Below are 13,861 nucleotides of genomic sequence, written 5' to 3'. Positions count from 1 at the left end.
TCCCCCAGTTTTGTGAAAGCCCCGTGACTGGCGCCGGACTTCAGGCCGTGGCCAGCGCCGGCGCGGGCTCGGCCGAAGCAAACAGCATCAGCAGGGGCCAGCCGCGCGCGTCCGCCAGCGCGCGCAGCGCGGCGTCCGGGTTGGTGGCTACCGGGTGGCTCACGGCTTCGAGCAGCGGAATATCGTTGCGCGAGTCGCTGTAGAACACGGTGCGCTCGAACTGCGCCCACGCCATGCCGAGCGATTCCAGCCATTGCGCCACGCGTGTGATCTTGCCCACCCCAAAGCTCGGCACACCGTCTACCGCGCCCGTGAAATTGCCCGACGCGTCGCGCCCGGCCTCTACCGCCAGCAGGTGCGCCACGCCCAGCGCCTCGGCGATCGGCTCGGTGACGAAGCGGCAGGTGGCGGTGACGATGCAGCAAAGATCGCCAGCGTCCTGGTGCGTGGCCAGCAGCGCGCGCGCCTCAGGGCGGATGGCCGGCGCGATCACGTCGCGCATGAAGCCGCTGCGCAAGCTCTCCAGCCGTGCGTGCGGATGACGCGCCAGCAGGCCCAGGGCGAAGGCGGCGTGGCGGTGGAAGTCCAGGCGTCCGGCGGTGTACTCGGCCAGCCACAGCGCGTTGTTGGCCTCGACTTCGCCGGCATCCGCCGCGCCGGCCTCCACCAGGTAGCGTGCCCATTCATATTCGCTATCGAGCGGTAGCAAGGTGTGGTCGAGGTCAAACAAGGCAAGGCAGGACATGCGCCGTCTCCGGTCGGAAAAGCGGCAAGGATGCCCAACGGCAATGACCCACGGATGAAGCGCGGCGCAAGAATCCCGATACGGCTATCAGGGATTTTTGCCGCTTTTGGCGAAATTGCCGAGGTTGCCGAGGGTGCGTACACCGACTACGCCGCCTTGCGCGGCGCGAGGCATTCCAGGAAAGCGCCGATCAGGCGCGTATGCGTGCGGCCCTGCAGGCAATAGAGGTATTCGTGCAGCACGGGCGGCTGGCTGGCAAACGGCACAACGCACAGCGCCGGGTCGCGCGGCACTTCCCCCAGTGGCACCACGCTCGCGCCAAGGCCCTGGCGAATGGCTTCATAGATGGCTTCGCGGCTGCCGATGACGGTGCTGGCCGGCAGCGGCAAGCCGGCGTCATCCAGCGCGGTCTCGGTGGCCTTGCGCGTCATCGAGCCGTGCTCGCGGATCAGCAGGTGGCAGGTGGCCAGCTGCGCCAGGCTGACGCTGGGCGCGCGCGCCAGCGGGTGGGCGGGGTTGACCACCAGCACCATGGGGTCGGTGGCCAGCGTGATGCGGGCAAGCCTATCGTCGACGACGGCGTGCGAGGAGACGGCGACGTCGATGCGGTACTCGATCAGCGCATCCAGCATCTGCTGCGAGTTGCCGATATCGATGCTGATCTCGATGGCGGGATAGCGTTCGCGAAACGCGGCCACGCTCTTGAGGATGTAATAGGGCCCGGTAGCGCCGATGCGCAGGTGGCCGAGATGCAGGTTGCCGGCATTGCGCAGCAGGAAATCCGCGCTGCCTTCGTGCTGCATCAACTGCTCCACCACCGGCATCAGGGCCACGCCGACGTCGCTCAGGTCGACCCGGCCAGCGCGCCGGTAGAACAGCTCCACGCCGTAGTTCTCTTCCAGCTGGCGGATGCGGCCGGTGACCGTGGGCTGGCTTACGCGCAGCTGCTTGGCGGCGGTGGTGATGCTGCCCTGCCGTGCCACTTCATAGAACGTCGTCAGCAGGTCGCCGAGCATGGGGGGATTTCCGTGGGGATTGCGTAAGCGCGCCAGTCTAGCGGCGATTTATGACAGTTCTTCGCCGCGCGGCCACGGGCGTGGCGGCGCGGCGGCGCGGTGAACAGGCAGGGGTAGCCGGCAAGCCCGGGCCGGCGCGTGCGGCCCGGGCTGCGTTCAGGGCACGGCCCGTGCGGGCTTGCCCTGAGCCGGGTCGGAGACGGCGTCGGCGCCCGTTTCCAGGCGGCCGGCAAAGCGGCGCCGGAAGCTGCCCTGGGTGGTGGTCACGACGAAGTCGTACCAGTTGCCCTGCAGCCCCACCGGCCAGTGCTGGTCGAGCTGCTTGCCGGCCGGGATGTCAAAGGTCCAGGGGCCGTCATCGCGGTAGGCGGCGGGCGTGACGGTGAAGGTGCAGGCGTTGGTGCCGGTATTGATCATGGTCAGGTAGACGGCGGCATTGGCGATGTCGTAGCACACCCGGATTTCCGGCGCGGTGCCGCCAGCAGCGACCACCGTGCTGACGTCGCCCTGGAAGGCGCGGTGGAAGCCGTTCGGGCCCAGTACCCACAGGTCGTACTTGCCGTTGTCGGTGGCGAAAACGTCCCAAACGCCGTTAAGCTGCTTGCCCGGTTCGACCGCATAGCGGCGCGGCACGCGGTCCAGGTGCAGGCGGTCATACACGTGGAAGACCGCGGTGGCAGTGCCGGTGTTGCTGAACAGCAGCCACATGCCCTTGGTTTTGGGATCCGGGCGGCCCGGATCCTCGCGGCCGCTGACATGCAGCTCGTAAGGCAGCGCGCGCGAGGGCCGCGTGCCCACCGGCTGGGTGGCCGGGTTGGCGGCCTGGAAGGCTACGGTCGGCAGCGCTACCTGTGGCTTGCCGTCCTGAGCCGTTCGCACCTGGTCGGCATCGGTCTTGGCGCGGTTGGGGAGCACAGGCAGCGCCGCGCTGTTCGGGCTGACGAAGTTGAACGCCGACAGCATGTCGCCGCAGATGGCGCGGCGGTACGGGCTGATATTGGTTTCGGCGACGCCGAAGCGCGCCTCCAGGAAACGCAGCACCGAGGTGTGGTCGAATACCTGCGAATTGACCCAGCCGCCACGGCTCCACGGCGAGACCACGTACATTGGCACGCGGGGGCCGGGGCCATAGGGATGCATGTCGGTGTGGTACTCGCCGTCGGTGGCGACGGTGGATTGGCCGGCGAGCGCGCCGTTGGCGTCGTAGGCGGGCGCACACGGCGGCGGCACATGGTCAAAGAAGCCGTCGTTCTCGTCGAAATTGATCAGCAGGACGGTCTTGCTCCAGACGGCCGGGTTGGCCGTCAGCGCATTGAGCACTTCCTGCGTGTACCAGGCACCTTGCACCGGGCTGGAAGGCCCCGGGTGCTCGGAGTAGGTTGCCGGTGCCACGATCCACGATACCTGCGGCAGGCTGCCCGCCGCGATATCGTCCTTCAGCGCCTGCAGGAAGCCGCCGTCCGGCATGGTGTTGCCGATGCCCTTGATAAGCGGGTTGATGACGTCGTCGGCGATGGTATAGGCCGGGTAGGGGCTGCCATTGGACGTATTGCCCCGCGCCTCGTTGGCCTTGCGGTACTGCACGAAGCCCGCCAGCGGGTTGTCCGTGAAGTTGTCCGGCATGTTCTGGTACAGCTTCCAGCTCACGCCCGCCGCCTGCAGGCGTTCCGGATACGTGGTCCAGCGGTAGCCGCCGGTGGAGGCGCCCATGGAGTCGCCGCTGTTGTCGATCACCGGGCCGCCATTGGCGCCGGTGGGGTCGTTGGTGCCGGTCCAGTGGAACAGGCGGTTGGTGTTGGTGCCGCCATGGAAGCCGCAGTGGTAGGCGTCGCACAGCGTGAAGGCGTTGGCGAGTGCGAACTGGAAATCCAGCTCGGTCTGGGTGTAGTAGCCCATCGACTGGGTGTTCTTGTAGGTGGGCCACTTGTTCATGCGGCCCAGGTCCCACGCGTTTTGCGCATCGGGGTAGCTGTGCGGCGTGCCGCTGACGCGCTGCGCATTGCCGGCCGTGCTGTCGAGGTGATACGGCTGCACGATGCGGTTGGTGTAGGCCTGCTGCCAGACATTGAGTCCGCCGGCCAGCGGGATCGGGAAGCGATCGCCAAAGCCGCGCACGCCCTGCAGGGTGCCGAAGTAATTGTCGAAGGAGCGGTTCTCCTGCATCAGGATCACCACGTGCTCCACGTCGCGGATGGTGCCGGTGGCGTTGTTGGCGGGAATCGCCAGCGCGCGCCGGATCGAGGGCGGGAAGGCGGCCAGCGCCGCGGTGGCGGCGGCGCTGCCGCCGGCCATCTTGAGGAATTTGCGTCTGCTGTGAAGGCTCATCTTTGTTTTATGCTGGACTGTTCGGTTTGTGCTGGACGTGCGGCCGGCGCTTGCCGTGGGGCTATGGCGCGCAGCGCAATTGCGGCGTGACCGCGGGCGGTTGTCCGGGTTGGGCCGGGTCGGCGGGCTTGCTGTCGGTGGAGTCGCCGCCGCAGGCGGCCAGCGCGGCGCACAGCGCCAGTGCCGCCAGCCAGCCTGGCCGTGCGAGGGAGGAAATCGAAGGCTTCATGGTCACGTTTGCTCTCGTGGGAGGAATCAGGGATTAAGCGTGGACAGCGGCTGGTGCGAACCGGCGATCGATTGCAGCTCGGCAAGGCTGAGCTGGCGTGTCCACATGGCCAGGTCGTTGAACTCCATCACGCCCTTGAGCGCGCCGCCGTTGTTCGGCACATAGGCATGCGTGGCATCGTCATTGAGGCCCCAGACCTTGGTGGCGAGCCCGTTGAGCTTGGTCACGTCGGTGTTGACGATGGCCATGTTCTCGGCCTTCTGCAACCCGAGGACCGGGTCCATGACGTAGGCGCTGAACGTCTTGGCCGTGGCATTGATCGACAAGGCCAGGTAGGTCCACTGGTTGGCGCTGAACGTCATGCCCTTGATGTCGTCGCGCTTGCCGCCGCTGCCGATGTTGAAGCTCACCGAGCAGCTGCCCCACAGACCGATTGCGATGCCCGGGTTGCTGCCGGAGGTCCAGTTCTTGTTCGACAGGATCGGCTCGCCGGTGCCGTTGCCTTGGGTGCAGTCGGACCTGAACCAGAAGCCGATGGTGAACTGCGGGCTGAGCGCGATATCGGCGCCGCTCTGGGTGAGCTGGTAGGCATCGATTCTCGAATCGACCTTCAGCGCCTTGCCGCCGAAGTTGTCGCTGCTCAGCGAGCCGCCATCGGTGCCGGGGACCCAGGGGCCGATGGTGGTCGCGCCCTTGCTGTCGGTTGCCGGCAGCGTCTCGAAACTGTAGTAAGCGGCCAGGTTGTTGCGCAGCGTGTCAGCCAGCACGATCGGTTTGACGTAGTTGATCTGCGCCAGCAACGCGGTGGGCACCCCGTTGCGCACCAGCGTGTAGTTGAGGCGGTACAGACCGCTGGCCGGCGCGGCGATGGTTTTGTCCTCATAGGTGGACGTGCCGGCGGGCAGCGTGGCGATCTGTACGCCGTCGCGCAGCAGGGTCATGTTGCCGGTGGCGGTGGTGGGGTTCTGCCATGACAGCACCACCGAGGTATTGGTGTTGCCCACCACGGACTGCAAGGCCCGCACGCCTGCCGTGCCGGCCAGGGCGGAGCCGTCGATCTGGTACGAGGCGGCGGGCAGGGCCACGCCAACGTGCGCGAGCACGGTCGGCAGCAGGTCGGCCTCGGTCGGCAGCGCCGCCAGCGCGTCCGCATTGGCGGGCGCGGCCGGCAGGTTGCTGGCCACCGCCGTGTTGAAGGGCTTGTTGAGCGCGATGAAGGTGGTGCGGTTTTGTACCGTCGGCAGCGTGGTGGTGGAGCCCGTCGCGTCCAGGCCGTGACTGGTGGTCACGACGACCAGCCAGTCTTCGTTGGCATTGGCCTGGCGGCGCGCCTGCACGGCAGCCAGCAGCTTGCCCAGCGACTGGTCGAAGCCGGACAGCGCGGTGGCGTAGCCGCCGTTCTGGAAGCCTTGGCTGGCTGCGGCCAGGTCAGGCGCGCTGAACTGGGTGAAGACCACGTCGTAGCCAGACTGCACCAGCTTCACACCCTCTTGCGCCACGCAGTTGTCGTCAGCGGTGCAGTCGCGCATCGAATCGAGATTGCCCGCGGCCACGTCGGCCTTGAGCAGTGCCGGCAGCACGGGCGCGCTGGTAGCGGCGCCGCGGCGCAGCCGGCTCGAGCCGGCGTTGGCGCGCAAGTACTGGAACAGGCTCGGCGTGCGCATGCCGGTAGCCACGGCAACGTCGTCGCTGACGCCGTGGCGGTTGGCCCAGTTGCCGGCGAGGACCGTGGCCCAGCTCGGGCCGGCAAGCGGCGCTTGCTCGGTGGTGGTGCCGAGGCGGCCACCGGTCGACGCCGGCGTGACCGACAGCGTGGCCAGGTTGGGCAACGTGCGCTGGGCGATGCCGTTTTGCAGCTGGCTATAGGTGGCGCCGTCCACGCCGACCAGCAGCACTTTCTTGCTGGCAACTCCACCGCCGCCCGTGTTGTTCTGATCGGGGGCCACCACTGCCGCCGTGTCGCTGCCGCCACCGCCGCATGCCGCTACCGTGCCCGCCAGGGCCAGGCTGCATGCCATGCGTGCCTGCTGTTTCCATGCCATATCCGGTTCCTCTTTTCTGTTGTCCAACGCGGCGCGCCGCCCCGGCGGCGCGTCCGATCACGCTCCCCGTGACGCGTTGGCAGAGTAAGAAAAGGGGTTGTCATGCGGGTGACAGGGAGGCAAAGAATGCTGATGCGCCCATTTGCATTCTTGATGGGATAGGCACGCAGAGGCGCAGCCCCTGCCTGGATGGCGGGCTGGAGGACGTGGCAAGCGAGGAAATCGCGGCGTCAGGAATGACCGCGGAGGACGACGACGGGAGGGGAAACGAGGCGTAATGCGACGCACATGGCGACGCATTTGGCGACGCATTTTGCGACGCGTATTGCGAGGATCAAACGTGCTGCGTTGCCCTTGTCATGGCGACGTGGGCAACGCAGCGGCGGCGAGCGCCGCGGATGTCAGGCCTTGGCTGTTTGCGGGGCTGCGCCGCTAGCCTGCGTGCTCGGGCGGCGGACCATCAACGCCAGCAGTGCAGCTACCACGCACGCCGCGCCCGCGGCGTACAGCGCCGGTGTGTAGGTCAGCAGCAAGGTACGGGTAAGGCCCGCGCCAAACGCAGCCGTGGCGGCGCCGACCTGGTGGGCGGCAAAGATCCAGCCGAACACCATCGGCGCGCGCTCCTTGCCGAACACCGAACCCGCCAGCCTGACCGTGGGCGGCACCGTGGCGATCCAGTCCAGGCCATAGAACATGGCAAAGATGGACAAGCCGTACAGCGTGAATGTGGAGTGGGGCAGCCAGAACAGCGACAGGCCGCGCAGGCCGTAGTACCAGAACAGCAGCTTGCGGCAGTCATAGCGGTCCGACAGCCAGCCCGAGAGAATGGTGCCGACAAAGTCAAACGCGCCCATCATCGCCAGCGCGCCGGCTGCCGGCACGGCGGCCATGCCGAAGTCCGCGCACAGCGAAATGAAGTGCGTCTGGATCAGGCCGTTGGTGCTCAGCCCGCAGATGAAGAAGGTGCCGGCCAGGATCCAGAAGGTCTGGTTGCGGGCGGCGTCGCGCAGCACCACGAAGGGCCCGCGCAAGGTCAGCGGCGTGGGCGCGCTGGGTGGTGCCGGCGCGGCTTGCACATGCACCGGCACCTCACCGAACGCAGCCAGGCCCACATCGGCCGGACGGTTGCGCATGAAGCAGAACACTAGCACGGCCAGCACCGCGCAGGCGCCCAGCACCGGCACCACCGCGATGCGCCAGCCCATATGCTCGATCAGCCAGGCGGCCACGGGCAGGAACGCCAGCTGGCCGGTGGCCGAGCTGGCGGTCAGGATGCCGATCACCAGCCCGCGGCGCGCGCTGAACCAACGGCTGGCGACCACGGCTGCAAGCACCAGCGCGGTCAGGCCAGAGCCGACGCCGAGCATCAGGCCCCAGGCAATGAACAACTGCCACAGCTCGGTGGCGACAGTGGCCAGCGCCATGCCGCCGGCAATCAGCGCCAGCGCGGCCCACACCACATTGCGCACGCCGAAACGCTCCATCAGGATTGCCGAGAACGGGGCCATCAGGCCAAACAGCGCAAAGCGAAACGCGAGGATGGATGAGATCTGATCCGTGTCCCAGCCCATCTCGCGCGTCAGCGGCTTGAGGAAGGCGCCGGGCAGGCCGAGCGCGGCCGAGGTGGTGAGCATCACGCAGAAGGTGAGGGCCGCGATCAGCCACGCGTAGTGGATGCCGCGCCGGTCGAGCCGGCTGGAAAGCGCTTGAGCGAACATGGGTCGGGTTCCGGGGGGGCGTTCGGTTTGTCGTGGGGCGTTGGCCCTTGCTGTTACTGCGGATTCGGGCCCAGCAGCATGTCGCGCGCCGCGGCCAGGATGTCTTCGGAAAGGGCATCGCCCTCGGTGGCACGTGCCAGCGTCATGGCGCCTACCAGCATGGCCAGCTCTCCCAGCGCCAGCTTGCGGCGCTCGGCCGGGTCGGCGTGCTCGACCGTCTTCATCCAGTCCTCGACCATGGTCTTGAAGCCGTCGATGTAGACCTGGCGCACCGGCTTGTCCGCCGGCTCGCGGGCAATGTCGCCGGCGAGTGCCACCGCCGCGCAGCCATCGCCGGGGTTGGTGCAATGCGCCGTGGTGAGGTAGGGCTCCACCAGGCTGGCGCGCATCGCTTGCTTGTCGCCTTGGGCGCGTTCGATGCCGCGCGACCAGCGCCGCGCGGATTCCTCGAAGGCGCGCTTGCTCGCCAGCGCGGCCAGCGCGTCCTTGGACGAGAAGTGCCCATAGAAACCACCGTGCGTGAGGCCGGCGCTGGCCATCAGTTCGGCCACGCTCACGCCGTTCAGGCCGCGCTCGCGGAATAGCTTGGAAGAGGCCTGCTCGATGGCTTCCCTGTGCTTGTCTGCCTGCTCTCGTGATGCGCGCGCCATATCGGGCTCTCTTGCAGAAACTTTGCTTGACCGGATTTTATATGACGACCATAATTTATTCAATAAATGTTGGTCATCATTTAAACCGGCGTCGCCGTGCGGCATCCCGGATGCGGGCAGCGTCGCTTTTCCTTTCCTCTTTTTCCTCTGTCTCAGGAGAATCCGTCATGCAGAACTTGTTCGATCTCACCGGCCGCGTTGCCGTCATCACCGGCTCCACCAAGGGCATGGGCCTGGAAATGGCGCGCGCGCTGGGTGCCTCCGGCGCCGCGCTCGTGGTATCCGGCCGCGACCAGGCCACTTCCGAGTCGGTAGCGGCCACCCTGGACGGCGAGGGCTTCAAGGCCAAGGGCATCGCTTGCGATATCGGTAACGTGGAGAGCGTCAAGGCGTTTGCCAGGCGAGCGCTGGACGCCTACGGCCGCGTGGATGCGTTGGTGCTGAACGCGGCGGGCAGCGGCACGGCTGGCGCGCTGCTGAGCCAGGGCCCGGAAGTGTTCGAGCAAGCCATGGCCGGCAATGTGCGAGGCAACCTGGTGCTGGTCAATGCGTTGGCGCCGCAGATGATCGAGCGTGGCGACGGCGCCGTCATCTTCATGTCGAGCATCGCCGCCAAGCGCGGCTCGGCCATGCTTGGCATGTACAGCATCACCAAGGCCGCGACGGACGGCGCGGTGCGCAGCCTGGCGCTGGAGCTCGGGCCGAAGGGGATCAACGTGAATGCGATCAACCCCGGACCGGTGCGCACGGAGTTCTCGCGCGAGGCGCTATGGGGTAACCCGGAGCAGGAGGCGCGCCTGGCCGCCGCGATTCCGATGCGGCGGATTGGCGAGGCGAAGGATGTGGCGGGGCTGGCGGTGTTGCTGGCGTCGCCAGCCGGGCGCTTTATCCATGGCCAGAGCATCGGCGTGGATGGCGGGCTCTCGGCGTGAGCCGTTGAGGGTCAACGGTCAACGGTAAAAGGTAAAAGGCCAACGGCCAACGGTCAAAGCTCAACGGCTAGAGGATCGCGCCCCGCAGGTGCCGGGGCGCGCACGCCCCTCAGCTATGCATGCCCGCCAGCCGCATCAGCAGGCGCAGCAGCAAAGCCGCCACGCCCAGCGCGGCCACGCTGGCCACCCAGATCAGCACCATCCAGCCGAGCCGCTTGAGCCACGGCCTGGGCGGGCCATCCGGCGATTGTCCGCGGTGTTGCGTCGCTGGCATCAGTGATACCCCTCGCCGTGTTTTACCTTGCCTCGGAACACGTAGTAAGCCCACACCGTGTACATCAGGATGAAGGGAATGATGAACAGCGCGCCTACCAGCGCAAATCCCTGGCTTTGCGGTGGCGAGGAGGCGGCCCAGATCGAGATATCCGGGGGCACGATATTCGGCCATACGCTGATCGCCAGCCCGCTATAGCCCAGGAAGACCAGCGCCAGCGTGTACATGAACGGCGCCAGGTGCGCGTGCTGCTGCAACGAGCGGATCAGCCGGTACATGGCAAACGCCACCAGCAGCGGCACCGGCGAGAACCAGAACAGGTTGGGCAGGCTGAACCAGCGCTCGGCAATGCGCGGCTGCGACAGCGGCGTCCAGATGCTGATTACCGCGATGACAGCCAGCAACACCCAGGCCAGCTTGCCGGTGAGTTCCAGCATGCGCTCATGCAGCTTGCCTTCGGTTTTCATGATCAGCCAGGTGCTGCCCAGCACGGTGTACGCCACCACCACGCCAATGCCGCAGAACAGCGGGAAGGGCTGCAGCCAGTCCAGCGGGCCGCCCGAGAAAGTGCGCCCGGTCACCTTGATGCCGTCGATATACGCGCCCAGCGAAACGCCCTGGAAGAACGCCGCCACCAGCGAGCCGCAGATAAACGCCTTGTCCCACACGTGGCGCTCGCGGTCATTGGCCTTGAAGCGGAACTCGAACGCCACGCCGCGAAAGATCAGCCCCAGCAGCATGAAGATCAGCGGCAGGTAGAGCGCGCTGAGCACCACCGAGTAGGCCAGCGGAAACGCGGCCAGCAGGCCCGCGCCGCCCAGCACCAGCCAGGTCTCGTTGCCGTCCCACACGGGTGCCACCGTGTTCATCATGACGTCGCGGTCATGGCGGTCCGGCACGAAGGGATACAGCATGCCGATGCCCAGGTCGAAACCGTCCATCACCACATACATCATCACGCCAAAGAAGATGATGACGGCCCAGATCAGAGAGAGGTCGATGCCCATGATGATCAGCTCCTGCTATCGGCCAGGCGGTTGGTGGAAGCGACCGCGCCAGGTACATCGCCTGGATCGTCCACCGCGGAGAGCGGTCGCGCCGGCGTGCCTTCCACGGCGTGTCCGCCATCGGGTTCCGGATCGCCCTCATGCTCGACCGGGCCTTTGCGCACCAGCCGCATCATGTAGGCGATGCCCACGCCGAAGACGAAGAAATAAGCCACCACGAACAGCGCGAGCGAGAACGCCAGCTCCGGCACGCCGTGCGGCGAAACCGCGTCGGCGGTGCGCATCACGCCGTAGACGACCCACGGCTGGCGCCCGATCTCGGTGGTGAACCAGCCGGCCAGGATCGCGATCAACCCGGTCGGGCCCATCCATAGCGCCATGCGCAGGAACGCGCGCGCGTGGAACAGCTTGCCGCCCCGGCGCAGCACGAGGCTCCAGAGGCCGAGCAGGATCATCAGCATGCCCAGCCCCACCATCACGCGGAAACTCCAGAAGATGATGGTGGAGTTGGGCCGGTCCTCCGGCGCGAACTCCTTCAGGCCCTGGATCTGGCCGTCCAGGCTATGGGTGAGAATAAGGCTGCCCAGGCGCGGGATTTCCACCGCGAAGCGGGTTTCCTCGCGCGCCATGTCGGGCCAGCCGAACACGATCAGCGGCAGCGGCTCGTCGCCGTGGTTTGCCCAGTGGCCTTCGAGCGCGGCGATCTTGGCCGGCTGGTGCTTGAGCGTGTTGATGCCGTGCATGTCGCCAATGACGGCCTGGATCGGCGCCACGATCAGCAGCATCCACATGGCCATCGACAGCATCTTGCGGATGGCCGGGTTATCGCGCCGGCGCAGCAGGTGCCAGGCGGCAGAGGCGCCCACGAACAGCGCGGTGGCGAGGAAGGCCGCCACGCTCATATGCAAGAGGCGGTAAGGGAACGACGGGTTGAAGATCACTGCCAGCCAGTCCACCGGCACCACGCGGCCATCGACGATCTCGTAGCCCTGCGGGGTTTGCATCCAGCTATTGGAGGCCAGGATCCATGTCGCCGAGATCAGGGTGCCGAGCGCCACCATCAGCGTGGCGAAGAAATGCAGGCCGGGGCCGACCCGGCTCCAGCCGAACAGCATCACGCCSAGGAAGCCSGCCTCMAGGAAGAACGCGGTCAGCACCTCGTAGGCCAGCAAGGGGCCGGTCACGCTGCCGGCGAAATCCGAGAAGAAGCTCCAGTTGGTGCCGAACTGGTACGCCATCACCAGCCCCGACACCACGCCCATGCCGAAGTTGACGGCAAAGATCTTGGACCAGAAATGATAGAGGTCGCGGTAGACCGTGTTTTGCGTGCGCAGCCAGCAGCCTTCCAGCACGGCGAGGTAGCTCGCCATGCCGATGGTGATGGCCGGGAAGATGATATGGAAGGAAATCGTGAAGCCGAACTGGATCCGTGCCAGGTCGAGCGCGCTCAAGCCAAACATGTCGTGATCTCCGTGGGGCATTGGGAACGGGCTTGGCCGGCCAGTTCGGGGGCGGTCCATTCACGTTGCGTTTCAGGCGCACGCGTACATAGAGTAGACCACAGGCCGAGCGCATAGAGGTGCTCTTTTTCGTGGGCCGGCTGGCGTGGCGAATGGCCCGGGGATGTTGCTCGCAAAACGAAACCCGCCGAGGCGGCCGGGTTTGATGCAGGGATGTCCATGGATGGGGCAGCAGTGAGGCTGGGAGATTGGCGGCATGCCATGGACAACATGCTACCGGTAGCTTGCGGCAGATAACAGAAGCAACGGCTCGGAAAAAGACCGGATCAGATTTGAGGGGGCGTCTTGTTTCGGAACACGGCTCAGCGGCCGAGCCGTCGCCGGGCGTGCTGCCGGCGACGCACTTCATCGTAGTGTAGCCATCCTGGCCATCGGCGAGGAGATCGTTGGAGATGACGGCATAGATCCTGGCCGGGTCCGCCGTTCTGGATCGAGATGTCGGCATTGAAGAAGGCCTTCCCGCGCTCCAGGAACGCTTGTGCCACCAACTGCTGCACGTCGCCGCCGCGGGTCGATCGGCTCGGGCAGCGGTACGCCCTTATTCGTCGATCAACTTCGGATCCCAGGCAAACACGGTCTGTTTCTGCTCGCCAAGCCGCTCGATGCCCAGGGTGATGACGTCGCCCGGCTTCAGGAACTGGGGCTGCGGCTTCTTGCCCATGCCCACGCCGGGTGGCGTGCCGGTGGTGATCAGGTCGCCCGGCTCCAGCGTCATGAAACGGCTCAGGTAACTGACCAGCTGGGCCACCGTGAAGATCATGGTGCGGGTGTTGCCGGTCTGCTGGCGTTCACCGTTCACGTCGAGCCACATCGAGAGGTCTTGCGGGTCGCCGACCTCGTCGGCGCTCACAAGCCACGGGCCGATGGGGCCGAAGGTGTCGCATCCCTTGCCCTTGTCCCAGGTGCCGCCACGCTCGAGCTGGTACTCGCGTTCCGACACATCGTTGATTGTGCAGTAGCCCGCCACGTGGTTCAGGGCATCGGCCTCGCTGACATAGCGGGCGCGGGTGCCGATCACCACCCCTAGTTCCACCTCCCAGTCGCTCTTGACCGAGCCCTGCGGCAACACGACCGGGTGATTGCAGCCCACGGCCGAGTCGACCGTCTTGGTGAAGACAATCGGTTCCTTGGGGATCGGCATGTTCGCTTCGGCGGCGTGGTCCGCGTAGTTCAGACCGATGGCAATGAACTTGCGCATGCCGGTCCATGGCACGGCCAGACGGCCCTGTGGGACGATGGGCAAGGTGCTGGCATCGAGGCTGCGCAGGGCCGCCATGCCGGGCTGGGACAAGGTGCCGGGGACGATGTCGGGCAGCACCGGGCTGAGGTCGCGAACCGTGCCGTCCGTATGCAGCAGTGCGGGCTTTTCTTGGCCCTTGGGGCCGTGGCGAAGCAGTTTCATG

12 protein-coding genes are annotated in these 13,861 nt (G+C 66.6%); 1 reads left to right on the top strand and 11 read right to left on the bottom strand.

The features are described from left to right. Positions 1-40: 40 nt before the first annotated feature. The 7 genes from AB4061_RS15845 to AB4061_RS15815 all read right to left on the bottom strand — a co-directional run bounded on the left by AB4061_RS15845 (position 41) and on the right by AB4061_RS15815 (position 8,725). Positions 41-745 (bottom strand): HAD family hydrolase, encoded by a 705-nt coding sequence (locus tag AB4061_RS15845; protein ID WP_441635335.1) that lies wholly within the window; start codon positions 743-745, stop codon positions 41-43. Between the two features lie 146 nt (positions 746-891). Beyond that, positions 892-1,761: a LysR substrate-binding domain-containing protein gene (locus AB4061_RS15840; RefSeq protein ID WP_441635333.1), complete on the bottom strand. Its 870-nt coding sequence runs from the start codon at positions 1,759-1,761 to the stop codon at positions 892-894. Positions 1,762-1,917: 156 nt separating this feature from the next. Continuing rightward, on the bottom strand, positions 1,918-4,086 hold the full coding sequence (locus AB4061_RS15835; protein ID WP_441635331.1) for a phosphocholine-specific phospholipase C: 2,169 nt from the start codon (positions 4,084-4,086) through the stop codon (positions 1,918-1,920). Between the two features lie 61 nt (positions 4,087-4,147). Further along, entirely contained in the window at positions 4,148-4,321 is a 174-nt protein-coding gene (locus tag AB4061_RS15830) for a hypothetical protein (RefSeq protein WP_441635329.1), read from the bottom strand. A 20-nt stretch (positions 4,322-4,341) separates the two neighbouring features. Continuing rightward, positions 4,342-6,357 (bottom strand): hypothetical protein, encoded by a 2,016-nt coding sequence (locus tag AB4061_RS15825; protein ID WP_441635327.1) that lies wholly within the window; start codon positions 6,355-6,357, stop codon positions 4,342-4,344. A gap of 401 nt (positions 6,358-6,758) precedes the next feature. Beyond that, positions 6,759-8,075 carry an MFS transporter gene (locus AB4061_RS15820; RefSeq protein ID WP_441635325.1) on the bottom strand — a complete coding sequence of 439 codons (1,317 nt, stop codon included), beginning with the start codon at positions 8,073-8,075 and terminating at the stop codon, positions 6,759-6,761. Positions 8,076-8,128: 53 nt separating this feature from the next. Beyond that, entirely contained in the window at positions 8,129-8,725 is a 597-nt protein-coding gene (locus tag AB4061_RS15815; protein WP_441635323.1) for a TetR/AcrR family transcriptional regulator, read from the bottom strand. A 167-nt stretch (positions 8,726-8,892) separates the two neighbouring features. Between AB4061_RS15815 and AB4061_RS15810 the strand changes: the two genes are divergently transcribed. Continuing rightward, positions 8,893-9,657: an SDR family NAD(P)-dependent oxidoreductase gene (locus AB4061_RS15810; protein ID WP_441635321.1), complete on the top strand. Its 765-nt coding sequence runs from the start codon at positions 8,893-8,895 to the stop codon at positions 9,655-9,657. 109 nt (positions 9,658-9,766) lie between these two features. On the opposite strand, the gene AB4061_RS15805 is transcribed toward AB4061_RS15810, so the two are convergent. The 4 genes from AB4061_RS15805 to AB4061_RS15790 form a co-directional block, all read right to left on the bottom strand. Continuing rightward, positions 9,767-9,931 (bottom strand): DUF2474 domain-containing protein, encoded by a 165-nt coding sequence (locus tag AB4061_RS15805; RefSeq protein ID WP_441635319.1) that lies wholly within the window; start codon positions 9,929-9,931, stop codon positions 9,767-9,769. Beyond that, positions 9,931-10,938: a cytochrome d ubiquinol oxidase subunit II gene (gene cydB, locus AB4061_RS15800; RefSeq protein WP_441635317.1), complete on the bottom strand. Its 1,008-nt coding sequence runs from the start codon at positions 10,936-10,938 to the stop codon at positions 9,931-9,933. Before cydB ends, AB4061_RS15805 begins: the two co-directional genes overlap by 1 nt. Positions 10,939-10,943: 5 nt before the next feature. Beyond that, the gene (locus tag AB4061_RS15795; protein WP_441635315.1) at positions 10,944-12,398 is read right to left on the bottom strand and encodes a cytochrome ubiquinol oxidase subunit I; all 1,455 of its coding nucleotides are present in this window, start codon (positions 12,396-12,398) and stop codon (positions 10,944-10,946) included. A 598-nt stretch (positions 12,399-12,996) separates the two neighbouring features. Continuing rightward, the gene (locus tag AB4061_RS15790; protein WP_441635313.1) at positions 12,997-13,860 is read right to left on the bottom strand and encodes a fumarylacetoacetate hydrolase family protein; all 864 of its coding nucleotides are present in this window, start codon (positions 13,858-13,860) and stop codon (positions 12,997-12,999) included. Position 13,861 lies beyond the last annotated feature (1 nt).

It is taken from the genome of Cupriavidus sp. YAF13 (assembly GCF_052113425.1).
In the GTDB taxonomy this organism is placed as follows: domain Bacteria; phylum Pseudomonadota; class Gammaproteobacteria; order Burkholderiales; family Burkholderiaceae; genus Cupriavidus.
This window is presented reverse-complemented; position numbering and strand designations above follow the sequence as displayed.

Excerpts from the sequence above, each read along its gene's own strand:
- AB4061_RS15825 (WP_441635327.1), bottom strand. The coding sequence starts at position 6,357 with ATGGCATGGAAACAGCAGGCACGCATGGCATGCAGCCTGGCCCTGGCG.
- cydB (WP_441635317.1), bottom strand. The coding sequence starts at position 10,938 with ATGGGCATCGACCTCTCTCTGATCTGGGCCGTCATCATCTTCTTTGGC.
- AB4061_RS15820 (WP_441635325.1), bottom strand. The coding sequence starts at position 8,075 with ATGTTCGCTCAAGCGCTTTCCAGCCGGCTCGACCGGCGCGGCATCCAC.
- AB4061_RS15840 (WP_441635333.1), bottom strand. The coding sequence starts at position 1,761 with ATGCTCGGCGACCTGCTGACGACGTTCTATGAAGTGGCACGGCAGGGC.
- AB4061_RS15805 (WP_441635319.1), bottom strand. The coding sequence starts at position 9,931 with ATGCCAGCGACGCAACACCGCGGACAATCGCCGGATGGCCCGCCCAGG.
- AB4061_RS15810 (WP_441635321.1), top strand. The coding sequence starts at position 8,893 with ATGCAGAACTTGTTCGATCTCACCGGCCGCGTTGCCGTCATCACCGGC.
- AB4061_RS15835 (WP_441635331.1), bottom strand. The coding sequence starts at position 4,086 with ATGAGCCTTCACAGCAGACGCAAATTCCTCAAGATGGCCGGCGGCAGC.
- AB4061_RS15790 (WP_441635313.1), bottom strand. The coding sequence starts at position 13,860 with ATGAAACTGCTTCGCCACGGCCCCAAGGGCCAAGAAAAGCCCGCACTG.
- AB4061_RS15845 (WP_441635335.1), bottom strand. The coding sequence starts at position 745 with ATGTCCTGCCTTGCCTTGTTTGACCTCGACCACACCTTGCTACCGCTC.
- AB4061_RS15815 (WP_441635323.1), bottom strand. The coding sequence starts at position 8,725 with ATGGCGCGCGCATCACGAGAGCAGGCAGACAAGCACAGGGAAGCCATC.